Annotated in this window: 24 protein-coding genes; 13 read left to right on the forward strand and 11 right to left on the reverse strand. The window is 38.2% G+C overall.

Annotation, left to right across the window (positions count from 1 at the left end):
• The first annotated feature begins 172 nt into the window (after positions 1-172).
• The 4 genes from trhO (at position 173) to F938_RS07505 (ending at position 3,646) form a co-directional block, all read left to right on the forward strand.
• A complete protein-coding gene (gene trhO / locus F938_RS07490) occupies positions 173-1,105 on the forward strand; it encodes an oxygen-dependent tRNA uridine(34) hydroxylase TrhO (protein WP_004828257.1) in 933 nt (310 codons plus the stop codon).
• A gap of 241 nt (positions 1,106-1,346) precedes the next feature.
• Positions 1,347-1,931, forward strand: a complete 585-nt coding sequence (locus F938_RS07495; RefSeq protein ID WP_005030746.1) for a DedA family protein — start codon at positions 1,347-1,349, stop codon at positions 1,929-1,931.
• Between the two features lie 461 nt (positions 1,932-2,392).
• A complete protein-coding gene (locus F938_RS07500; protein WP_009585622.1) occupies positions 2,393-3,001 on the forward strand; it encodes a LysE family translocator in 609 nt (202 codons plus the stop codon).
• 375 nt (positions 3,002-3,376) lie between these two features.
• Positions 3,377-3,646, forward strand: a complete 270-nt coding sequence (locus F938_RS07505; RefSeq protein WP_005030747.1) for a DUF4282 domain-containing protein — start codon at positions 3,377-3,379, stop codon at positions 3,644-3,646.
• A gap of 146 nt (positions 3,647-3,792) precedes the next feature.
• Here the strand turns inward: F938_RS07505 and F938_RS07510 are convergent, their stop codons facing one another.
• The 3 genes from F938_RS07510 to F938_RS07520 all read right to left on the reverse strand — a co-directional run bounded on the left by F938_RS07510 (position 3,793) and on the right by F938_RS07520 (position 5,770).
• Positions 3,793-4,317 carry a YecA/YgfB family protein gene (locus tag F938_RS07510; RefSeq protein ID WP_005030750.1) on the reverse strand — a complete coding sequence of 175 codons (525 nt, stop codon included), beginning with the start codon at positions 4,315-4,317 and terminating at the stop codon, positions 3,793-3,795.
• A 66-nt stretch (positions 4,318-4,383) separates the two neighbouring features.
• Positions 4,384-4,590, reverse strand: coding sequence for a PA3496 family putative envelope integrity protein (locus tag F938_RS07515; RefSeq protein ID WP_004722524.1), 207 nt, complete (start codon positions 4,588-4,590; stop codon positions 4,384-4,386).
• Between the two features lie 187 nt (positions 4,591-4,777).
• A complete protein-coding gene (locus F938_RS07520) occupies positions 4,778-5,770 on the reverse strand; it encodes an IS5-like element ISAba23 family transposase (RefSeq protein WP_005028482.1) in 993 nt (330 codons plus the stop codon).
• Positions 5,771-6,171: 401 nt separating this feature from the next.
• Here F938_RS07520 and rpoD point away from each other — a divergent pair, with 401 nt between their 5' ends.
• The 6 genes from rpoD to F938_RS07555 all read left to right on the forward strand — a co-directional run bounded on the left by rpoD (position 6,172) and on the right by F938_RS07555 (position 12,871).
• Positions 6,172-8,118, forward strand: a complete 1,947-nt coding sequence (rpoD, locus tag F938_RS07525; protein WP_257790587.1) for an RNA polymerase sigma factor RpoD — start codon at positions 6,172-6,174, stop codon at positions 8,116-8,118.
• A 125-nt stretch (positions 8,119-8,243) separates the two neighbouring features.
• Positions 8,244-8,531, forward strand: a complete 288-nt coding sequence (locus F938_RS07530; protein WP_005030752.1) for a YbeD family protein — start codon at positions 8,244-8,246, stop codon at positions 8,529-8,531.
• A 170-nt stretch (positions 8,532-8,701) separates the two neighbouring features.
• The gene (lipB, locus tag F938_RS07535) at positions 8,702-9,391 is read left to right on the forward strand and encodes a lipoyl(octanoyl) transferase LipB (protein WP_005030754.1); all 690 of its coding nucleotides are present in this window, start codon (positions 8,702-8,704) and stop codon (positions 9,389-9,391) included.
• A gap of 77 nt (positions 9,392-9,468) precedes the next feature.
• The gene (locus F938_RS07540; protein WP_004828241.1) at positions 9,469-10,002 is read left to right on the forward strand and encodes a hypothetical protein; all 534 of its coding nucleotides are present in this window, start codon (positions 9,469-9,471) and stop codon (positions 10,000-10,002) included.
• Positions 10,003-10,005: 3 nt separating this feature from the next.
• A complete protein-coding gene (locus F938_RS07545; RefSeq protein WP_005030756.1) occupies positions 10,006-11,190 on the forward strand; it encodes an iron-containing alcohol dehydrogenase in 1,185 nt (394 codons plus the stop codon).
• 268 nt (positions 11,191-11,458) lie between these two features.
• Complete coding sequence (locus F938_RS07555) at positions 11,459-12,871, forward strand: APC family permease (RefSeq protein ID WP_005030758.1); 1,413 nt, start codon at positions 11,459-11,461, stop codon at positions 12,869-12,871.
• 96 nt (positions 12,872-12,967) lie between these two features.
• On the opposite strand, the gene F938_RS07560 is transcribed toward F938_RS07555, so the two are convergent.
• Positions 12,968-13,522, reverse strand: a complete 555-nt coding sequence (locus F938_RS07560) for a flavodoxin family protein (RefSeq protein WP_005030760.1) — start codon at positions 13,520-13,522, stop codon at positions 12,968-12,970.
• Between the two features lie 39 nt (positions 13,523-13,561).
• Positions 13,562-14,278: an SDR family NAD(P)-dependent oxidoreductase gene (locus tag F938_RS07565; RefSeq protein ID WP_005030762.1), complete on the reverse strand. Its 717-nt coding sequence runs from the start codon at positions 14,276-14,278 to the stop codon at positions 13,562-13,564.
• 154 nt (positions 14,279-14,432) lie between these two features.
• Here F938_RS07565 and F938_RS07570 point away from each other — a divergent pair, with 154 nt between their 5' ends.
• The 3 genes from F938_RS07570 (at position 14,433) to F938_RS07580 (ending at position 15,901) form a co-directional block, all read left to right on the forward strand.
• Positions 14,433-14,825: a winged helix-turn-helix transcriptional regulator gene (locus F938_RS07570; RefSeq protein ID WP_004828230.1), complete on the forward strand. Its 393-nt coding sequence runs from the start codon at positions 14,433-14,435 to the stop codon at positions 14,823-14,825.
• A gap of 127 nt (positions 14,826-14,952) precedes the next feature.
• Positions 14,953-15,330 (forward strand): hypothetical protein, encoded by a 378-nt coding sequence (locus F938_RS07575; protein WP_005030763.1) that lies wholly within the window; start codon positions 14,953-14,955, stop codon positions 15,328-15,330.
• Positions 15,331-15,481: 151 nt separating this feature from the next.
• Positions 15,482-15,901 (forward strand): hypothetical protein, encoded by a 420-nt coding sequence (locus tag F938_RS07580; protein ID WP_005030765.1) that lies wholly within the window; start codon positions 15,482-15,484, stop codon positions 15,899-15,901.
• 27 nt (positions 15,902-15,928) lie between these two features.
• Here F938_RS07580 and F938_RS07585 read toward each other — a convergent pair whose 3' ends face one another.
• The 6 genes from F938_RS07585 to rpmA form a co-directional block, all read right to left on the reverse strand.
• On the reverse strand, positions 15,929-16,408 hold the full coding sequence (locus tag F938_RS07585) for a tRNA (cytidine(34)-2'-O)-methyltransferase (RefSeq protein WP_004828225.1): 480 nt from the start codon (positions 16,406-16,408) through the stop codon (positions 15,929-15,931).
• A gap of 82 nt (positions 16,409-16,490) precedes the next feature.
• Positions 16,491-17,864, reverse strand: a complete 1,374-nt coding sequence (gene cysG / locus F938_RS07590) for a siroheme synthase CysG (RefSeq protein WP_005030766.1) — start codon at positions 17,862-17,864, stop codon at positions 16,491-16,493.
• 81 nt (positions 17,865-17,945) lie between these two features.
• Positions 17,946-19,217, reverse strand: coding sequence for a serine--tRNA ligase (gene serS / locus F938_RS07595; protein WP_005030767.1), 1,272 nt, complete (start codon positions 19,215-19,217; stop codon positions 17,946-17,948).
• A 109-nt stretch (positions 19,218-19,326) separates the two neighbouring features.
• Positions 19,327-20,154, reverse strand: a complete 828-nt coding sequence (locus tag F938_RS07600; protein ID WP_004828217.1) for an RsiV family protein — start codon at positions 20,152-20,154, stop codon at positions 19,327-19,329.
• A 243-nt stretch (positions 20,155-20,397) separates the two neighbouring features.
• On the reverse strand, positions 20,398-21,093 hold the full coding sequence (gene lolA / locus F938_RS07605) for an outer membrane lipoprotein periplasmic chaperone LolA (RefSeq protein ID WP_004828215.1): 696 nt from the start codon (positions 21,091-21,093) through the stop codon (positions 20,398-20,400).
• A gap of 230 nt (positions 21,094-21,323) precedes the next feature.
• Positions 21,324-21,578: a 50S ribosomal protein L27 gene (gene rpmA / locus F938_RS07610; RefSeq protein WP_004828213.1), complete on the reverse strand. Its 255-nt coding sequence runs from the start codon at positions 21,576-21,578 to the stop codon at positions 21,324-21,326.
• Positions 21,579-21,595: the final 17 nt, after the last annotated feature.

The raw sequence follows: 21,595 nt of genomic DNA on the forward strand, positions 1-21,595 counted from the left end.
TACTATATATTGTATATAAATTATTTTAAAGCACTAGATTTAGTATAAAAAACCATATTTTTCTCATGGAATAAAAAAGCACTACAAACACTAGGGTTTTCTCGCATATTCTTGCAAATCACGTTAAAATAGCCGCCTTTAATTTTGTCCTATTTTATATTTGGAGTACTCCATGAACGCAACTGTAGAACAGCTTGCACCTGTAGAACAGCAAGCGACCTCTGGTTGGGTTGTTGCCGCACTTTATCAATTCAAAGAAGTTCAAGATCCTGCTGATCTTCAACAACGTCTCTTAGACTTGGTAAAAACAATCAACCTTTGTGGTACTCTTATTGTAGCGAATGAAGGAATCAACGGAACAGTTGCAGGTGATCGCCAAGCAATTGATACGATTCATCAATTCTTGTTAGATCAAGGCTTCAGCACAATGGAATACAAAGAATCTCATAGTGCCGAAAAACCGTTCCGAAAAATGAAAATTAAACTTAAAAAAGAAATTGTAACACTCGGCGTTGAAGTCAAACCACGTGATCTGGTAGGTCACTATTTAGACCCTAAAGAATGGAACGAATTGATTGCCCGTGATGACGTCATTTTAATTGATACACGCAATGATTACGAGTACAAAGCAGGTACATTCAAAGGTGCCATAGATCCAAAGACAGAGACTTTCCGAGAGTTTCCAGACTATGTAAAAAAAGAGTTAGAACAGCATAAAGACAAAAAAATTGCGATGTTCTGTACAGGTGGTATTCGTTGTGAAAAATCGACTTCTTTACTTTTACAAGAAGGTTTTAACGAGGTATATCATCTTAAAGGCGGTATTTTAAAATATCTTGAAGAAACCCCTGCTGATGAAAGCATGTGGGAAGGTGAATGCTTCGTATTTGATGGACGTACTGCGGTCACACATGGCATGCAAGAAGGTGAAAATATTAAATGTCACGCTTGCGGTTGGCCATTGATTCCAGAAGAAGCTGCTCTTCCAAGTTATGAACATGGTGTTTCTTGTAAATATTGCATTGATAAAACAACCGAGCAACAAAAAGAAGGTTTCCGTATGCGCCAATCTCAAATTGTTGCGGCAAAGCGCAAACGCCTTTAATTCTACAGATCTGATAAAAAGCCGTAGTTCATCCACTACGGCTTTTTATTGTAATACCCATTGCATGCTCAATATCAGATTCAAAATTTATAAAACAAAGAATTTTTCTAAAGTGTTTAGTCATTCAATCAAAACGTTTAAAGCACAACAAATCCCTACTATATTTTCTAAAATGTACACAATACTATGTTGATAACTGCCTATTTTTATATACAAAATGACTGATTGGATTATTGCGATCATGGAGCAATTGGGTTACTTCGGTATTGCTCTGCTCATGTTTTTAGACAATGTTTTCCCCCCTATTCCCTCTGAAATTATTATGCCATCTGCAGGCTTTACCGCATCTCAAGGACAATTGCTGTTATCGGGTGTAATTATTGCAGGAAGTATAGGCTCACTTGTTGCAGCAGCATTGTTGTACTGGGTTGGGCGTAAGATTCCCAACCAAAAAATTTTTGAATGGGTAGATCGCTACGGAAAATATCTTTTTATCAAAACAGAAGATGTTAAAAAAGCTTTAGATTGGTTTGAGAAATATGGTCACAATGTGGTCTTTTTTGGGCGAATGATTCCAGCTGTACGCTCTTTGATTAGTATTCCAGCAGGAATGAGTCATATGCCCTTTTGGAAATTTATGCTGTATAGCAGCTTAGGAACAGTAATCTGGACCAGCTTTCTTGCCGCAGTCGGCTATTACTTTGGAAACAATACTGCCTTAATGCAAAAAATTTTCAGTCAAGTGAGCTATGTCATTATTTTCATCGTCTTTATTTTCATTGCTTATTGGGTATATCGAAAATTCAAAAAAGCCAAGTCAATGTAATCAAAAACATCCCCCTGAAAATTTTAAAGCTGAAAGCTGATGGATAGGTCATCACGAAGCTGATCCCCGTCCATTTAATTACATGAGACCATCGAGTTTTCTATTTTGAAAATATACAACAGCTACTAAAAATAAAACTCATCCCCCCTTTTATTCATTATCGAATGTCATAAAACAGTCGAATTCAAAGTTAAAATAAAATTTCTATATTTCCTGCTAAAATTTTTCCCACTTCACTTTGTCTCATCATATTTATGCATATGATTTACTCATTTGATCTCAAGATTTATAGCAACAACAAAGATAAATTTCGCAATTGGTAAATAAACTTGAAGAATTTCAACCACTCTTAAATATATTCCAAAAACTCATGTATACCCAAAAATTATTCTCGATTTATTTTATATCAAATATATGAAAAATATACACAATAATTTATTTTTCAAAAAAGGAATGCATGAGTGAATGAAATGATTGCTGTCATCTTAATCACTTGTTTGGCTGTCATTAGCCCAGGTGCTGACTTTGCCATTGTGACCCGTAATAGTTATCTATATGGTCGTCAAATTGGACTCAGTACAGCATTGGGAATTGCAGGCGGTGTGTGGATACATGTGGCTTATAGTCTGCTTGGACTCGGTTTTTTAAAAAACCATATGCCTTATCTCCTACAAACGATTCAATATGTTGGCGCAGCTTATTTGATTTACTTGGGATACAAAACGTTCACCCAAAACAAAGTACAGTTAAATGAAAATGGTGTGGGTATCACTGCTTGGCAAGCATTTCGACATGGTTTTTTAACCAATAGTCTGAACCCCAAAACAACCCTATTTGTCGTCAGTTTATTTGCGCAATTGATTACTACAGCTGGGAATTCCACACTAAAATTAGTGTCATACGGCGCTTTCATTTCAATCAGCCATTTTATTTGGTTCGCACTCATTGCACTATTTTGTGCACATCCCACAATCCGCAATAAAATTTTAGACAATGAAATTATCATCAATCGAATTATTGGGGTTTTACTGTTTATTTTAGGGTGCAGCTTACTTTTCGCGAAGTTCTAAATTTCGAAATATCATGCTGTTATTTTTAATCTTTGAGGAAATTGGTAAATTTTAAATTCCTTAAAGCTTATTTGTGTGTGAACAATAGAGCTCTTTTATACATCAGAAAACGATCATATTGAACGAATCAAATGGATACTGAAAGTGCCTTCTTTCCTTCAACAAAAGGCAAAGCTGAGGGGATTTTTGTCGATTTATAGTTTATAAAGAACTTATGAAAGAAGCCCGATTGAATTTGGGTTGAGTTCAACCTGTTTCATTTGCAAGATTGATTATGTAATAAATCTCATTTAAAATTTTTGAGTGCAAATTTTAATCACTTACAACCCCATGCACATATATCACTAAATGAAGAATATAACAGGTACTTAATATATGAATAACTTACTGACACTCAATGACATGCTTACCCCAAAAATTGTCACTGTTTTATATTGGCTCGGATTAATCGGTGTCGTGATTGCTGCTTTAACCACATTGTTTGGGTTTGGTTATGGCGCATACTCAGGATTCTTTAGTCGCTTGTTCTCTGCCATATTGATTATTGTGTTTGGTGGCTTGGCTGTTCGAGTTTACTCAGAACTGCTGATTGTGATTTTCAAAATTCATGAAAATTTAAAGAAAATTGCAGATCGCCAACCTTAATATCAAAATAGGATGTAAATAAGAAAATATTATTCAGATTTATATTATCAAGATCAAGCCTCTTGGTATTGGTGTTGTTATCGCAGATAGCAAAACAAAAAAAAGCCTGCTTTCACTGGAGAAAGCAGGCTTTTTATCTGAGTCGATTAGTTTGGTGTATGGTACATCAAGTAAATTTCATTCAGATTTTCAGGAATTTCTTCGGCGATCTCATCCATCAATTGACCATTACGGCGGAATGATTCCATTTGAGGATCTTCATCATCTACACCACTAAACACCATCATTGGCAGTGTTAGATCTACAATTTGCTCTTCATATTCTGGTGCAAACCAAGCATCTTCATTCAGGAACATTGCGTCTACGAAACCAACACTCCAATCTCCTAAACTAGACTCTACGTCTGCTTCTTCAATTTCAAAAGGAAACTCAATTCCTTCTTCGTTGGCTAAGTTCTGACGAATCGCTTCAAGCCATGCTTTGATTTGTGCAATAATTTCAGCAGGAACTTTCTTTTGATTGTTATCAAACAACTCATCTAGCCATTGATCAAAACGAGGACCAACTGCAGTTGCACATAAGAAACCATGAGTCGCTGCGAAATCTAGACCAAATTCATTTTGGTCACCATCTAGATAATCGCTCAGTAGGTCTAAATCTAAAGCACTCATTTTGTTTCCAATAAACTTTGATCAGCTTTAAGCATAGCATTTTCCAAGGCTATGCCCAATGAATTTTTAATCTTCATCATCAAAATCATCGTCGTCATCAATGTCATAATCAAAATCTTTTAAATCTTTCTCTAAACGACGCTGTGCAAGTAAATCATCGATCAAACGTCGCTTTTCTAAAGATTCTTTGGCGCTAATTTTGCTTGATGACTCATCAAAACTAACATCATCATCACCGTAGTTATCATCTAGTTCAAAATCTGTAGAAGACACTAAAACTACCTCATAGAGACCTTTGCACGAAACAGCCCCTTTGCTCGAGGCATACCACCAAACCGAAAAAAAACAAAGAATGGCAATGAAATAAGCAAAACAATGGCTAAATCATGGATAAAATCTCCAAATGGTTGTTAAATTTGTGTCTATTGGCTGAGCTTACTAACCAACAGGCACAATAACCCTAGGCGAGTCCGTATTTTCGTTTCAAGCTTAGGGCAGTTTTTAAATTATGCACCATGCTTGCAAGCAAAGTGCTGGTATGAAATTGCATTAACCCTAAATGACGAGCTTTGCTCATCCCATAATGCAGTTTAAAATGTCCAAAGACCCGCTCAACGGTGTTTCTAGTTTGGCTCTTTTGGGTATTATTGCGTTTTTGCTGTTCGGTTAAGGGTGTATTGCGCCATGCTCTATCATGAATATGATTTTTTATCGGTGGTTCATGCTCGGCAAGGTAGTCATCATGGGCTTGGCTTTTATACGCACTGTCAGCATACACGGCTGATTCATCATCTGTTAACAGCGTGGTAAAACATTGGGAATCATGGACATTGGCAGGGGTAGTTTCAACCTTTTTGACAAAGCTGTCTTCATCACAGTTGAGATGAATTTTAAAGCCGTAGGTGGTTTTTACTTTACCTGTACTGTCTTTTTTACTGACATAGGCGGCTTCGTTATCTTGGGTATTGTCGGTGTGTTTGCCTTTCTTAGGTCGTTTGTTTTTAGCTTCAACGATACTGGCATCGATGATGCTGACACTGCCCGCTTTGATAAAAATGTTTTGTTGGGCTAGTTGCTCATTGATTTGGTTGAACAATGGTTCAATCAGTCTAAGCTCACCTAGGTGTTTGTGGTATCGCCAAATGGTGCTATGGTCGGGTACATCATCCGTTAATGATAGGCCAACAAAGCGACGAAATAGTAAGTCTCGTGCCAGTTGTTTTTCCATGGCTGGATCCGATAGGTTATAGAGTTTTTGTAAGAGTAATACTTTAAACATGATGACAGGGTGAAAGGCAGATTCCCCACGCTCACTGCTATGAACGTGGCGTAAGGTTTGCTCGATAGTTTGCCAGTCAATTAGGTTGTGTAGTTCATCTAATTCTTCGATGGCTTTGTGAGCGTTAATGAGACTGTCTGCTAGGGAGAGTTGCCCTGTTTGTTTCCATGCCATAGTCGTGTCTTTTGCTAGGTGATTGATTTTATTGTATTATACCAATTTAATGGACTTTTGTGTGTTTATTCGTGCAAAGGTTTCTCATAATGAAAAAAAGTGAATGGGTCTAGGCGCTATTTATCTGTCTTCAGAAAACTTGTCAAGTTTTTTTTATTTTTTTTGTATTTATAGACCAAATTAGGCTTTTTTTAAGCCCTATTTTATGTAATGATATAATCCACCCTGCGTCTTGTTGTTTTTCGATAAATTTGAACAAAAAACGCACGGGATGATCTTGAAAATAACAATTTCACCCCCACCTAATTGATTGAATTTGAATTCTAAATATTCTATCAGACCGTTTTAACTGGTTTTCTGATGGGATAGCTGAGCTATTCACATCTATAAATTAACAGATTGTGCTATTATGCACGGTTTTTCACTGCCACAGATTCAACGAGAAGAGAGTAAAGATGAGCGAAATGCATTCCCCTACTTCACAAGTAGCGGCTCTTATTAGCCGAGGCAAAGAACAAGGTTACTTAACCTACGCTGAGGTTAACGATCATCTCCCAGACTCAATCACAGAAAGCGAACAGATTGAAGACATTATTCAAATGCTTCAAGACGTGGGTATTCCTGTACACGAACGCGCACCAGAAACTGATGATGCAATGTTTGATGGGAATAGCGAAGCTGGCGATGAAGTTGCAGAAGAAGAAGCTGCTGCTGTACTTGCCTCTGTAGAAAATGAACCTGGTCGTACCACTGACCCTGTACGTATGTATATGCGTGAAATGGGTACTGTTGAACTTCTTACACGTGAAGGCGAGATTAGTATCGCTAAACGTATTGAAGAAGGTATTCGTGACGTTTTACATTCAATCGCTTACTGGCCAAATGCTGTAGAAGTTGTACTACAAGAATACAAAGATTATGAAGCTGGTGAACGTCGCCTTGCTGATATTCTTTCAGGTTATTTAGACCCTGAAACAGATGAAGCAATTCCTGAAGTATTAGAAGACGAATCAGAAGATTTAGATGAAGATGAAACTAGTTCATCAACTAAACCTGCCAAAGACGTTAAATTGGATGATGATGACGAAGATGAAGAGTCAGAAAGTGATGATGATTCTGAAGGTGAGTCTGGTCCAGATCCTGAAATCGCTAAAGTTCGTTTCGATGAATTAGAAGCGGTTTGGAATGCAGCGAAAGAAACGATTGCTCAACATGGTCGCAACAGCGCTCAAGGTGTTGAAGCCATGGAAGCGCTTGCAACTGTATTTATGATGTTCAAATTCACTCCACGTTTGTTTGACATTATTTCTGAAATGATTCGTGGTACACACGAGCAAATTCGTACTTCTGAACGTGAAGTGATGCGTTATGCGGTTCGTCGTGGACGTATGGACCGTACGCAATTCCGTACATCATTCCCAGGTCAAGAATCAAATCCAGCATGGTTGGACGAGCAGATTGCTAAAGCACCAGCGGAGATGAAAGGCTATTTAGAAAAAGTTCGCCCAGATGTATTGGCATTTCAACAAAAAATTGCAGACATCGAAAAAGAACTTAATCTAAACGTGAAAGAAATTAAAGATATTTCTAAACGTATGGCGATTGGTGAAGCGAAAGCTCGTCGTGCCAAAAAAGAAATGGTGGAAGCAAACTTACGTTTGGTAATTTCGATTGCGAAAAAATATACCAACCGTGGTCTACAATTCCTCGACTTGATTCAAGAAGGTAATATTGGCTTGATGAAAGCAGTAGACAAGTTTGAATATCGTCGTGGTTATAAATTCTCGACCTATGCAACTTGGTGGATTCGTCAGGCGATTACTCGTTCAATTGCTGACCAAGCACGTACAATTCGTATTCCAGTCCACATGATCGAAACAATTAACAAGATCAACCGCGTATCTCGTCAATTGCTTCAAGAAATGGGGCGTGAACCAACACCTGAAGAATTAGGTGAACGTTTAGAGATGGACGAAGTTAAAGTTCGTAAAGTGCTCAAAATCGCCAAAGAACCGATTTCTATGGAAACGCCGATTGGTGATGATGAAGATTCGCATCTTGGAGATTTCATTGAAGACAGCAACATCACCTCACCTGTTGATGCTGCAACTTCAGAAGGCTTAAAAGAAGCAACGCGTGAAGTGCTTGAAAACTTGACTGAACGTGAAGCCAAAGTGTTGAAAATGCGTTTTGGTATTGATATGCCAACAGACCATACTTTGGAAGAAGTTGGTAAACAATTTGACGTGACACGTGAACGTATCCGTCAGATTGAAGCAAAAGCATTACGTAAACTTCGTCATCCTTCACGTTCTGAGCATTTGCGTTCATTCCTTGAAAATGACTAATTTCCATGCTTAATCTATGAATACTTTTGGGACTTGAAAATTAATCGAGTAACCCCATTAAGTATTTAAGAGAAACACAATGCCTGCACTGTTGCAGGCATTGTTGATAAATTAGAGGTGAAAAAATGTTAGACCGCACTCCATCTCGCGAATTACAAGAACATCTTTGGGTTTTTCCAATGGATTACCCAATCAAATTGATTGGTAATGCGGGTGAAGAATTACGTGGTGCTGTCGTCGAAATTTTGGTTAAACATTTTCCAGAGTTTGATGAAACAACGCTAGTTGTACAACCATCACGTACAGGTAAATATCATTCAATTACTGCTCAATTGCGTTTTGATGAGCTTGAACAAGTTCATGCGTTATATGCTGACCTTGCAGCTTGCGAACATATTCGTACAGCATTGTAATTTTGCAATAAATAAGGAACACGCCTATATGGCGTGTTTTTTTATGCCAGCTCAGCCCCACCTCAATCTTAATTACCCTGTTATTTTTAAACCGATAACAACTGTTTTCACCTTTAGTCGTCAATTTCCTTATAATTAACCAACTCCCCTATTTTCAAGGACACATGATAGTGAGTGATGCTGTTCTAAAACCCAAACTGATTATTCGCCAATATCAAGATTTGACATCCTACTCAAATCGTTTTCAAGAAATGAAATCTTTTACTGAGCAACGTGATGAACATTCACCTGATCAGCTTTGGATTCTACAACATCCTGATGTACTCACTCAGGGACAAGCGGGTAAACCAGAACACATCTTAATGCATACCGATATTCCAGTGGTGCAATCTGATCGTGGAGGGCAAGTCACTTGGCATGGTCCTGGTCAAATGGTGATTTATTTTATGTTTGACTTGAATCGCTTGAAATGGAATGTTCGCACACTCGTGACTTATGCAGAAAATCTCATGATAGATTTACTCAAGAAATATCAAGTTGAAGCATATGCCAAACCTGATGCGCCAGGGGTATATGTCAATGAACGTAAAATTGGTTCTTTAGGTTTTAAAATCCGTAGAGGTCGTAGCTATCACGGTTTAGCTTTAAATATTGACTGTAATTTAGAGGGTTTCCACACCATCAACCCTTGTGGATATTCAGGTTTAGAAATGGTACGGGTTTGTGATTTAGTCCAAAATTATCCAGATTACAACCAATTGTCTCAAGATGTGTTTGAGTATTTTCAACAAAGCAATTACTTTAGTGAGATTGAGGTCATTGACAAAAACTCAAATGACGATCAAGTCACATGCAAATAAATCACTTTCTTTTTCTCTAAAAACAAATTAGAGTAATTACTCTAAAACAAAATACAACTGCATAAAGGGACAAGCGAGTGATTTCAAGTAAATCTATCAAACCCGCTTTAGAACAAGCCTACGTCAAACTCATGATGGATGTGATTGGCAGAGGTTTAGTAATGGCGAGTCAAGTTGATGATGAAATTAAACATGAAGTATCTGTACTCCCTGTTGGTTTTACATTATCGATGAAAGTTTTTCCAAATGGCGCTTCATTTATTGCCAAGGTGAATCAAAAGCAACAGCTTGAATTGGTCAAGTCATTAGACCATAAACCTGATCTTTCAATTATTTTTAAGCATGTTCATCACGCATTCTTGGTCTTTTCATTCCAAGAAAGTACAGCACAAGCTTTTGCCAATGATCGCATGATTGCAGATGGTGACGTGTCTTATGCGATTCGTTTAGTGCGTTGCCTAAACAAAATGGAAGCATTGATCTTACCAAAACTCGTCGCGGAACTTGCAGTAAAGGAATACCCTTCAGAGTTAACCTTAAAAGAAAAATTAGCTGGTGCTGCGAATATTTATCTCAAAGTTGCCCAATCATATTTAAAAGGGAGTGCTTAACCCATGGCTAAACCATATTACGAATTTTTCTGTCCTGTAAAAGTGATTGCTGGTCATGCTGCACTCGAACATATTCCATTTGAACTGGCAGCATTAGGCGCTAAACGCCCGATGATCATTACTGACAAAGGTGTTCGCGCCAATCAGCTTTTAGCACCAATTGAAGCCGCATTTGAATCCACTGACATTGAAATTGGCGTAATCTTTGATGACGTTCCACCAGACTCTAGCCTAGAAACTGTGCGTGCAGCGGCTCAAGCTTATCGAGAAAATAATTGTGATGCGATCATTGCAGTTGGTGGTGGTTCAGTCATTGATACGTCTAAGACAGCCAATATTCTGGTTTCTGAAGGCGGCGATGATTTACTAAAATATTCAGGTGCACATAACCTGCCTCGCCCACTTAAACCTTTTTTCGTGATTCCGACGACATCTGGTACGGGTTCAGAGGTAACATTGGCAGCTGTTGTCTCAGATAACCAAAAAAATGTAAAACTGGCTTTCGCCTCAAACTACTTAATGCCACATGCTGCCATTCTTGATCCGAGAATGACACAAACGTTGCCACCGCATTTGACAGCAATGACGGCAATGGATGCAATGACACATGCGATTGAAGCATATACATGTATTGCCGCCAATCCGATTTCTGATGCTTATGCCACTGCAGCAATCAAAAAAATCAGCAAGAGCTTATTTGATGTGCTCGACAATCCAAGTGATGCCAATGGACGCCTAGAACTTGCACAAGCATCTACGATGGCTGGAATCGCATTTTCGAATTCTATGGTCGGGATTGTTCACTCATTGGGTCATGCTCTAGGTGCAGTCGCACACTTACCACATGGTTTATGTATGAACTTGTTTCTTCCTTATGTATTGGAATATAACAAGGACGTAAATGGCAATAAAATTGCAGATTTATTATTGCCACTTGCTGGTGCAGATATTTATGCACAAACACCTGCCAATCAACGTGCTGATAAAGCAATTGAAATGTTAATGACTATGCGTGATCACATTAACAGTCTGACTAAATTGCCACGTACGCTCAGTGAAACAGGTAAAGTCTCGCAAGCTCAGTTCGATGAAATCGCTGAAAAAGCTTTAAATGACGGATCAATTATTTTCAACCCGAAAGAAGCAACATTTAAAGATTTAAAATCTATCTTAGAAAAAGCTTGGTAATTGTTTAAAATTAAGACAATATACGCTTATGAACTGGCCTGATGTTTTTCTAAACATCGGGCTTTTATCTTGCAGAATGGTCAGTCAGCTATTTTTTAATCAAGATGGCATGTTTTCTGCTAAAAAAGCAAACAAAGTTACTGACAAAGGCGACCTTTTTAGAGTAGATTGGCGCACTTTTGTTTTATTCTTAGGGGGGATCGTTCGTCTCAAACGATCCTTATTCAATATGACTGATCCTTGATCAACGATTAAGAGGATAACGCCGTTGACAGATATCACTGGGACCCAATCCACAGCCAAATTGAAAAAAAATCTTGTGTTGTGGCATATTATCATTATTGGTCTAGCGTATATTCAGCCACTTACCTTATTTGATACCTTTGGTTTAGTATCAGACGGAAGTCACGGACATGTTCCAACTTCATATATTTTTGCGCTTGTTGCCATTCTTTTAACCTCTATCAGCTATGGTCATATGATTAAGCGTTATCCTTCTTCAGGTTCTGCTTACACTTATGCGCAAAAATCAATCCATCCCAACGTCGGCTTTATGGTCGGCTGGTCATCTTGGTTAGATTATTTATTATCACCACTGGTCAATATTATTCTGGCGGATATCTACCTAAGGGCTTTATTCCCAGACGTCAATAACTGGATATGGGTTATTGCGTTGACTGCTATTATGACAGTGATTAACTTATTTGGTTCACGTTTTGTTGCAAGATTTAATAGCACCATCGTCGTTGTTCAACTGGGTATCATCTTCTATTTTGTCTATGAGGTTTATATTTTACTGACTCAAGGCGTTTATGCAGATGGCACATTAAATCCTGACAAAGCAGAATTATGGTCACTTGCTCCTTTTTGGAGTGAAATGACAACCATTGGTGCATTAATTGGTGGTGCAACGATTCTGTGTTTCTCATTCACTGGTTTTGATGCACTTTCATCACTAGCTGAAGAAACTAAAGATGCTGAAAAAACATTGCCAAAAGCAATTTTTTCAACTGCTTTAATTGCAGGGATCATCTTTATTGTAAGCACTTACTTTATTCAGTTATTTTTCCCAAGTAATGCAACGCTTTATTTCAACCCACTGGATGAGTCTCAGCCTGTAATGTTGGAAGCGCTTGGTAATGCAACGCTTCTCACCGCGATTACGGGAATTGCGTTTAAAAAGCTGGTGCTTTATTTTGCGGTGATTGCGGTACTTGCATCAGGGATTTCAGCGCATGCGGGTGTATCACGTTTGATGTATGTCATGGGACGTGATGGCGTGATCAACAAAAAAGTATTTGGTCATATCAGCCCGAAATTACATACACCGACTTATAATATTTTGATTGTTGGTGTTGTTGCACTCTCTGCTGGTTTCTTAGACCTTGAGCATATCGTTAACTTAATTAGTTTTGGTGCTTTGACTGCATTTAGCTTTGTGAATTTCTCCGTGATTTCACGTTACGCACTACGTGATGGCAGAACGAAATCTCTAAAAGAAATCATCAACTATGTGGTTATTCCTTCACTTGGTTTTGCCAGCGTATTTTTAATGTGGCTAGAAATTGATGAAATGGCATTAAAGCTTGGTTTAGCATGGGCTGTACTCGGTGTTGCTTATTTAGCCTATAAAACACGCGGTTTCCGCTATCCAGCTCCACAACATAATGAACATGAATAATCTATGATTTGAAAAGTTCTAAAACAACAAAGGCGCTGAATGCGCCTTTGTTGTTTTCATAGATTCAAGCAATGCTTTTAAAACATGGATCATGAATTATGCAATAAATTTGTCAGTGATGGCTTGGATACGTTTTGCGTAGGCTTTTGCTGTTTCCAAATCGCCACTTGGAATTTCCTCAACACTGGCATCAGATGGCGATTGAACCAATAAGCCCACAGAACCACCTAAATTATTCACATCCTGACGTGTTGCATCTTTGGTATTTGCTGGCAATAAACCTAGGCTCACCCATATACCGCCATGTTGAGATGCAAGTGTTTGCAATGAAATCAAGGTCACTTGCTTATCACCATTTAAACTTGCGCTGTTGGTAAAGCCACCGAAGATCTTGTCAGTCCAAGCACGTGTAAACCAACGCTTTGAAGATGTATCAGCAAACTTTTTAAATTGCCACGGCGCATTTGCCATATAAGTGGGTGCACCAAATACAATTGCATCAGCAGCATCTAAAGTGTCCCAATCTTGATCTTGGATGTTTCCTTCTTGATCAATTTCAATCAATGTTGCATCAATTTCAGCCGCGAAAGTTTCTGCAATCACTTTAGTATGACCATAACCTGAATAATAAACGACAGCAATTTTTGACATGTTAAGTCCTCGTATATACGTCACTTTTGAATTAAAAATCTAATATTTGATATAACTGGGTAATGTTGCGGTTAAACCTTTTTTGAGTGCTTGCGTGGATGCTCCCACCAGTACTTCAAATGCATTGTTTTCAATTCCCTCAAATACCTGTTGCGCAACAGTTGATGGAGAAATTTTAGGAATATCGAGTGTTTGGGTTAAGTCTGTATCAATGAATCCCACATGTACGCCCATCACATACACATTAAACTTTGATAACCATTGACGCGTTGAATTGGTAAATGACCAAGCTGCAGCTTTAGAAATTGCATAACTGGTCAAAAGTGTGCTTGGCTCCCAAGACACATCAGAAAGAATATTGACGATATAACTTTCAGATTTGTTTTCTAAAATGGGGGAAAAATACTGCGTTGTTTGGACCACACCATATAAATTGGTCTCTAAAATAGTTTGTGTTGTTGCCACTATATTGGTTTCAACAGGACTTTGATTAAGACGAGCAATACCTGCATTATTCACCAAAATATTCACGTCACCACATTGCGCTACTGCATTTTGAATAGAAATAGGATCTGTTACATCCACAATAACTGGAATAATGCCCTGTTGATTAAAATCAGCAATATTACGCATTCCTGCATATACTTTTTGAGCACCACGTCGTACCGCTTCTTGTGCCAATGCCAAACCTAAACCACGATTTGCACCTGTTATAAAAATGACTGCATCTGAAACTTTCATTGCAACAATATCCATTCATATCCTATGGTCAGTCAAAACAACTGACTTAGTGATGCGTTGTTTCAACTCAATAAATTTATGATATACTTTTGAAATCTAGTATCAATTAGTTACTACTTGGTAACTGGTCAATTTTTTGTTCTAAAATGCCTACACAGAGGTTGATTTTATGACTAATGCATTCAATTTTAATATTTTTCACCCTGATTGCCCGGCACGATCTTTTTTTGAAAAATTTGCAGATAAATGGATTTTATTGATCATTTATCAACTCGATCAGCACTCACAGCACTTCAATGAACTCAAAAAAAATTTGATGGGCATCTCTCCCAAAGTGCTTTCTCAGAAATTAAAAATTCTTGAAAGAGATGGCTTTATTTCTCGTACTATTCATGAAAATAATGTCATTAGAGTTGAATATGCTTTAACAACACTGGGACATGAATTTGCCCAAACTGCACTATCATTTAAAATCTGGGCTGAAGGAAATATGCAACATGTGATACGTGCGCAGAGGCAATTTGATTTAGTTCAAGCAAAAACTGAGCCAGCGATAATATAAGTCACTTGTATTGCAAAAACAGACATGATGCACTTAAATACCACCAATATATCCCTAAGCTGCATCATCGCGGGAACATAGGACCTAAATAGAATTCCAACATTACAGACTGAATGGAATAACAACAATGAAGATTATATTTTTCTCTATCTTGATCACGATGAGCAATCTCACTTTTGCATCTTATGAAAACTCATGTGATCTTATTGTTAAACTTTTAGAAAATACTTCAACACGTACACTTTATATCAATAGAGATGGACTTGGTGAAATAGAGGAAACATCAATGCATATCAAAGGTGTTGTCAAAAAAGCGCAAGCAGCTGGGCGTGCGGATCAAGGCTGCCAACACTATATTGGTCAAGTTATAGAAGAGAATTTAACAAATTATCCAAATCGCTCAGAACTTAAAAAGGGAGAGAAAATTAAACTGAATATCTTAATCACAGATTACAACGGAATGTCTAAATCTGAAACTATCACCTATTTAGAAACAAATAAATAAATCTCCAAAAGCTTCTAATAATTTGTATAAAAGCATAAAGTTTATTGGATATGAGTGATTGAAATCGAATCACTTGTATGGATAATCAGGCGGTTTGACTATAGCAATTAAAATCAATCAAACGAAAAGATACTTTTAAAATGAGAAAATTATGAAAATAGTATTGCTATTGATGTTGAGCATAATCACTCATAGTACATATGCTTCTTACATCAACTCTTGCGATTTAGTGGTGAAACTTTTAGAAGATACTACAGTAAAATCTTTTCAAGTCTACAAAGAAGGCTTCATTCCCAATGTGAATGACAAACATCTTATTTCCTTTAAAGGTCTTGTTAAAAAAGCAAGTGTGGCAGATCGTGCAGACAGCGATTGTCAACACTATATGGGCACAGTCTTGAAAAATAGTTTTTTCTATCCCTATGCATCTTTTAAGGCAAAGAAAGGACAAAAGATTAAAATAAATCTGCTAATCAAAGATTTTAGAGAAACCTCTAAATCCGATCAGGTAACATATTCAATTTTAATCACATTACTCGAACCAAAAAGTAAAACAAAGATTATCTTTTGATAAGCCCTCTATAGAACAAGTAAAATTTCACTGAAGCTCTTTAAAATCTTGCTGACGCCATGCTTCATAAAGAATCACCGCAGTCGCATTGGATAAATTTAAACTGCGTGAATTCGGTGCCATAGGTAAACGAATCCAATGTTGCTGAGGAAACATCATTCTGACATCTTCAGGTAAACCACGTGTTTCTGGTCCCATTAGCAAAGCAACAGGACGATTTAAATCCGAGGTATGTGGAGTCTCAGTGCCTTTGGTCGTCAAAGGATAAATCGCATCAAGGTCAATCCCTTGATCCTTTAAATGTACCAAACATTCTGCAAAGTTTTCCCAAACTTTCATATGTGCCCATTCATGATAATCCAAACCAGCACGACGCAACTTCTTATCATCTAGCTCAAAACCCAAAGGTTTGACAAGATGTAATTGTGCACCAGTATTGGCGCATAAACGAATGATATTGCCTGTATTTGCAGGAATTTCAGGTTCGTATAAAACAACATGAATCACGGGAGATCTCTACTTTTCAAAATCCAACCTAAATACTTAAAAAAGAGAATAACTCTTTCATCAACAAAAGATTAGAAAGATTTTATTGCCACTGTAACTGTTCACGCAAACTCACCACTTCACCGATAATGGTCAAAGTAGGTGCTTGTATATGGTTTTCTTCAACTTTTGATGCAATGTCGGCCAAAGTTCCCACCACGACTTTTTGATCAGGTGTCGTACCTTTAGAAATTAAAGCCACTGGCATATTTGGTCGTTGACCATGCGCAATCAGATTTTCACAAATTTTTTCCAATCCAACCAAGCCCATATATAAAACCAGTGTTTGATTTTCATAGACCAACTCACGCCACGGTAACTCAGGTGAACCTTCTTTAAGATGCCCTGTCAAAAACCGCACACTCTGTGCATAATCTCTGTGTGTCAGTGGAATTCCTGCATAAGCAGAACAACCCGATGCTGCTGTTACACCAGGCACGACCTGAAAGGCTATATTTGCAGCGAAAAGCTCTTGGATTTCTTCACCACCACGCCCGAAAATAAATGGATCACCACCTTTCAAACGGCATACACGCTTACCTTCAGCAGCATATTTGACCAACAAAGCGTTGATTCCATCTTGAGGTACTGAATGATTTGATCGTGCTTTACCGACATATATCTTTTCAGCATCACGGCGACATAACTCTAATATGGGCGGTGAAACCAAGCGGTCGTAAATAATCACATCTGCTTGCTGCATGAGTCTCAATGCTTTTAATGTTAAAAGCTCAGGATCACCTGGTCCTGCTCCGACCAAATACACTTCACCTTTTGGCTTTTGCCATTTACCCAAGGCTTGCTCAATCAGGCGATCTGCCTCGATCAAGTTGTCATTAAACACCTGCTCTTTTAAAGGGCTGGCATATAAGTCTTCCCAAAAAATACGACGCTCATCTGGATTGATGATCTGTTCTTTCACTGCTTTACGCCATTTTCCAGAAAAATCAGCAAGCTTCCCCATCCCATGTGGAATAGCAGCTTCAAGTTGAGTGCGAATTTGTCTAGAAAGAACCGGAGAAGCACCATTGGTCGCAATTGAAATAACCAACGGTGAACGATCAATAATGGCAGGCACCATAAAACGACAATGCGGAGGATCATCTACACTATTGACCAATATATTGAGATCTTCACAATGCTCAAAAACAGCTTGGTTTACAGCTTTATCATTGGTTGCCGCAATCACCAAGCGATAATGACTTAGGCTGAGTTGTACATTAAATTTTTCTGGATGATATTGCCCATGCGTCGAATGTACGAGCGCTAAAAGCTCTGCTTCTATGTCAGGGGCAATCACATAAATAACTGCACCCGATTTAGCCAATAATACCGCTTTGCGGTAGGCAATATGCCCACCACCAACAATCAGACAAGGTTGCCCTTGCAATTTTAATGAAATTGGGAAAATTTCCACAGTGTTCCTCAAAAGTTCAAATCTGATTGTACTAAGCAATATTTATGCACATAACTCACACATTGATCAGCAAATCATTGCTTAATCGATGAATGTTGCACCAGCCATGTACGGACGTAATACTTCTGGTACTTCGATAGAGCCATCCGCACGTTGATAATTTTCCATCACCGCCAACAAGGTACGACCCACAGCCAAACCAGAACCATTCAAGGTATGCACCAGTTCAGTTTTCTTTTGGTCTGCACGATAACGAGCCATCATACGACGTGCTTGGAAGTCCCACATATTTGAACAAGAAGAGATCTCACGGTAAGTGTTTTGACTTGGTACCCAAACTTCTAAGTCATAAGTTTTACATGCCCCAAAGCCCATATCTCCGCCACATAAAACGATTTTACGATACGGTAAGCCCAATGCTTGTAAAATACCTTCGGCATGTCCAGTCAACGCTTCCAAAGCATCCATTGAGTCTTCAGGCTTAACGATTTGAACCATTTCAACTTTGTCAAATTGGTGCTGACGAATCAAACCACGAGTATCACGACCATATGAACCTGCTTCACTACGGAAACATGGTGTATGTGCTGCATACTTCAGAGGTAAACGATCAGCATCAATAATCTCATTACGAACAAAGTTGGTTACAGGAACCTCAGCCGTCGGAATCAAATAGTATTCTTTCTCACCTTGTAATTTGAATAAGTCTTCTTCAAATTTAGGTAATTGCCCTGTTCCACGCAATGAATCAGCATTAACAAGATAAGGGACATAAGCTTCGGTATAACCATTTTTAAGCGTATGAGTATCCAACATGAATTGGGTTAACGCACGTTGTAAACGCGCCAAAGGACCTTTGAGCACACTAAAACGTGTACCTGTCAGTTTTGTCGCAGTTTCAAACTCTAAGCCGCCCATCATTTCGCCAAGATCAGTATGATCTTTAATCTCGAAATCAAATTGACGTGGCGTTCCCCATTTCAGGATTTCGACATTATCACTTTCATCTTTACCTTCTGGTACAGACTCATGTGGTAAATTTGGAATAGACATCAATTTTGCTTCAAGCTCAGCCTGAAGTTCATTTAATTCTACTTCAGCTGCTTTGATTTCATCACCAATCGCACCCATACGTGCCATGATTTCAGAAGCATCCCCGCCGGATTTTTTGATTTGACCAACTTGTTTCGCACCCGAATTACGTTCCGCTTGTAAGTTTTCAGTTCTAGACTGAATTTCTTTACGGCGAGCTTCTAGTGATGCCCATTCTTTAACATTCAGTTGCACACCACGTTTTGCCAAGGCTAAATTAACTGCCTCGATATTATTTCGGATTAATTTTGGGTCGATCATAGTCAATCTAAAGTTAAGAAAAAAACTGGCTATAGTGTAAGCTCTTCACTGCAAAAAATACAGTGACAGAGCGTGTTAGCATTGTGAATTGTATGATTTTACAACATATTTATGATGTTGCTGGTTTATCTGTCTCTGCTTCAACCTGAGGTAAACTTGGTAAGTATTCGGGTTTAATCAAATCTTTCGCCGTTTGATACGGTAGTTTTAACTCTGGCATGCCTTCTGCATAAGAGGTTAATTCATACAATGGATAAACAAAGACAATTCCATTTACACCGTAATAATAATTATCGCTCAATTGCAACTTATCACGCGTAATATCTTTTTGAATCAACCAATTAGAGTTAGCATCATAAAGTTGCTCTGCAACTTTGGCTTCGACATTCGGTTTTAAAATATCGGTAAGTGCCAAGCGCTTTTGTGTGCTTAAATCAAAGGTCACATATTCATTATGATACATTCCATGCGCAGCTCCTGCTGCATAGGTATAGGTTTGAATCACAAAAGTGGCTAAATTATTTTGTTGAGAGATAAAACGAACATAAATTGAATTTTGATTGAGCCCTTTTGGAGATGTCTGCGCTTCGCTTTCGGCTGAAGCATGACCTTGGTCTTTCTCAAACGCACCAGGTACATCTTTTTTAATTCGATTTAGAAAATACTCATCAATCCAAGGTACATTGCTTTTTACAGTCTGCAAATCGTATTGAGTACAGCCCTCTTCATCACAGAACTGCTTTTTAATACCATCAACACGTTGAACTTTTGCTTGGATCAATGGAATTTGCGTCGATTTTGCAGTGCTTGTCCCAGTTTGCTCTGCCTGAGGAGCAGGCTTTTCTTGACAACCTGTAGCGATCAGTAAGACTGAAAATAGTGCTGATACAACCAATCCTGTTTTTAAATTCACTTGCATTACCATGTTATAAAGCATAATTAGAGATTTCTTTTATCATAAAACTAGAAATTTCAAATTAATATTCATAATTGTTAATGACCCACATTTTACTCGAAAAATCGCTTTATTTTTTTGATCTCAATCCAACTTAGATAAAGCTCATATATTTCTAAGGTCTCACTTTACAAAGAGCATCACAGCTTATTTATTTTGACTTTGTTTACGCATGAATAAATAAAAAAGCAACCCAAAGGTTGCTTCTTGTTGCAAAAAAATTGCTTATTGATCAATAATATCTGTCCCCTTAGGAGGCACAAAATTAAAAGTTGAAGCAGGAATTGCAGCATTCACATTGACGTTGTTAAAACGTACAGTAGTGGTTTGCCCCAATGAATCTTGCAAGATCATCAGTGTCGGTGCATTTTTAGCCCCAAAACTTATCGTTAAGCTTTGGAAAGCCCCATCTTTTTGCTTAGGATAAAGCGTGTAATAGGTTTTACCTGCATCTGGCTGAGTGATTCGATACGCTTTTTGAATCTGCTGGGTATTTCCACTTAATAACAATGCAGGCGTATTTGCCACTTGCTCATCTAAGCTCTGTCTAACGGCTTGTTGTAGATCAGGATCATAAATCCATACAGTACGTCCAGCAGTCACGATCGTCTGTTTTGCAGGCGTTGTCGTTTCCCAATAGAACTTTCCTGGGCGCTCGACTTTCATCGTCCCTTTAAAGGTCTGGTTCATATGCTGGGCAGTTAAGCCTTTTTTCTGTACAGCTTTACCCGCTTGTGTTGCTTTGGTGGTTTGTTCAAAATTAGCAGTAAAGCTTTTTACGCCACTGAGCTGTTTGACAAGGTTTGCTGTCGCTTGTTGCTCCGACGCAGCAGTCGCTGCAAAAACTGTTGTGCTCATGACTGGCGCAAGCAGAGCTGCACCTACGGCTACTGCACCCATCGTTTTACGAAGCATATTCATATGTTCACCTTTACTATGTCTGCATATAAAACTGCATGCAGGATGTTATTTAGATGACCTATCTTAAACTAAATCATGTCAGTAATAATTGAGAAAATAAGAAGTTTTGTATTGTTATTAGTGCAATATGTAGAAAACTATTCATCATGATGAAGAATAAATTTAATTTTAAGCAACAATTGAACATAAAAAAGCCCGCAATTAAGCGGGCTTTTTCGAACCATTAAAGCTTACACTTCAACAGATACATAGCGACGGCCAAATTGACCTTTCACTTCAAATTTGATTACGCCGTCAGCAGTAGCAAATAAAGTATGGTCACGACCCATACCTACGTTTGCACCAGCGTGGAATTCTGTACCACGTTGACGAACGATAATGTTACCAGCAGTCACAGCTTGACCACCGTACATTTTAACACCTAACATTTTAGGGTTCGAATCACGACCGTTTTTAGTCGAACCACCGGCTTTTTTAGTTGCCATGTCTCTATACTCCTAGT

This window comes from Acinetobacter bereziniae LMG 1003 = CIP 70.12, assembly GCF_000368925.1.
In the GTDB taxonomy this organism is placed as follows: Bacteria; Pseudomonadota; Gammaproteobacteria; order Pseudomonadales; family Moraxellaceae; genus Acinetobacter; species Acinetobacter bereziniae.

Excerpts from the sequence above, each read along its gene's own strand:
- trhO (WP_004828257.1), top strand. The coding sequence starts at position 173 with ATGAACGCAACTGTAGAACAGCTTGCACCTGTAGAACAGCAAGCGACC.
- F938_RS07495 (WP_005030746.1), top strand. The coding sequence starts at position 1,347 with ATGGAGCAATTGGGTTACTTCGGTATTGCTCTGCTCATGTTTTTAGAC.
- F938_RS07505 (WP_005030747.1), top strand. The coding sequence starts at position 3,377 with ATGAATAACTTACTGACACTCAATGACATGCTTACCCCAAAAATTGTC.
- F938_RS07510 (WP_005030750.1), bottom strand. The coding sequence starts at position 4,317 with ATGAGTGCTTTAGATTTAGACCTACTGAGCGATTATCTAGATGGTGAC.
- F938_RS07520 (WP_005028482.1), bottom strand. The coding sequence starts at position 5,770 with ATGGCATGGAAACAAACAGGGCAACTCTCCCTAGCAGACAGTCTCATT.
- F938_RS07530 (WP_005030752.1), top strand. The coding sequence starts at position 8,244 with ATGTTAGACCGCACTCCATCTCGCGAATTACAAGAACATCTTTGGGTT.
- F938_RS07545 (WP_005030756.1), top strand. The coding sequence starts at position 10,006 with ATGGCTAAACCATATTACGAATTTTTCTGTCCTGTAAAAGTGATTGCT.
- F938_RS07560 (WP_005030760.1), bottom strand. The coding sequence starts at position 13,522 with ATGTCAAAAATTGCTGTCGTTTATTATTCAGGTTATGGTCATACTAAA.
- F938_RS07565 (WP_005030762.1), bottom strand. The coding sequence starts at position 14,278 with ATGGATATTGTTGCAATGAAAGTTTCAGATGCAGTCATTTTTATAACA.
- F938_RS07570 (WP_004828230.1), top strand. The coding sequence starts at position 14,433 with ATGACTAATGCATTCAATTTTAATATTTTTCACCCTGATTGCCCGGCA.
- F938_RS07575 (WP_005030763.1), top strand. The coding sequence starts at position 14,953 with ATGAAGATTATATTTTTCTCTATCTTGATCACGATGAGCAATCTCACT.
- F938_RS07580 (WP_005030765.1), top strand. The coding sequence starts at position 15,482 with ATGAAAATAGTATTGCTATTGATGTTGAGCATAATCACTCATAGTACA.
- serS (WP_005030767.1), bottom strand. The coding sequence starts at position 19,217 with ATGATCGACCCAAAATTAATCCGAAATAATATCGAGGCAGTTAATTTA.
- F938_RS07600 (WP_004828217.1), bottom strand. The coding sequence starts at position 20,154 with ATGCTTTATAACATGGTAATGCAAGTGAATTTAAAAACAGGATTGGTT.
- lolA (WP_004828215.1), bottom strand. The coding sequence starts at position 21,093 with ATGAATATGCTTCGTAAAACGATGGGTGCAGTAGCCGTAGGTGCAGCT.
- rpmA (WP_004828213.1), bottom strand. The coding sequence starts at position 21,578 with ATGGCAACTAAAAAAGCCGGTGGTTCGACTAAAAACGGTCGTGATTCG.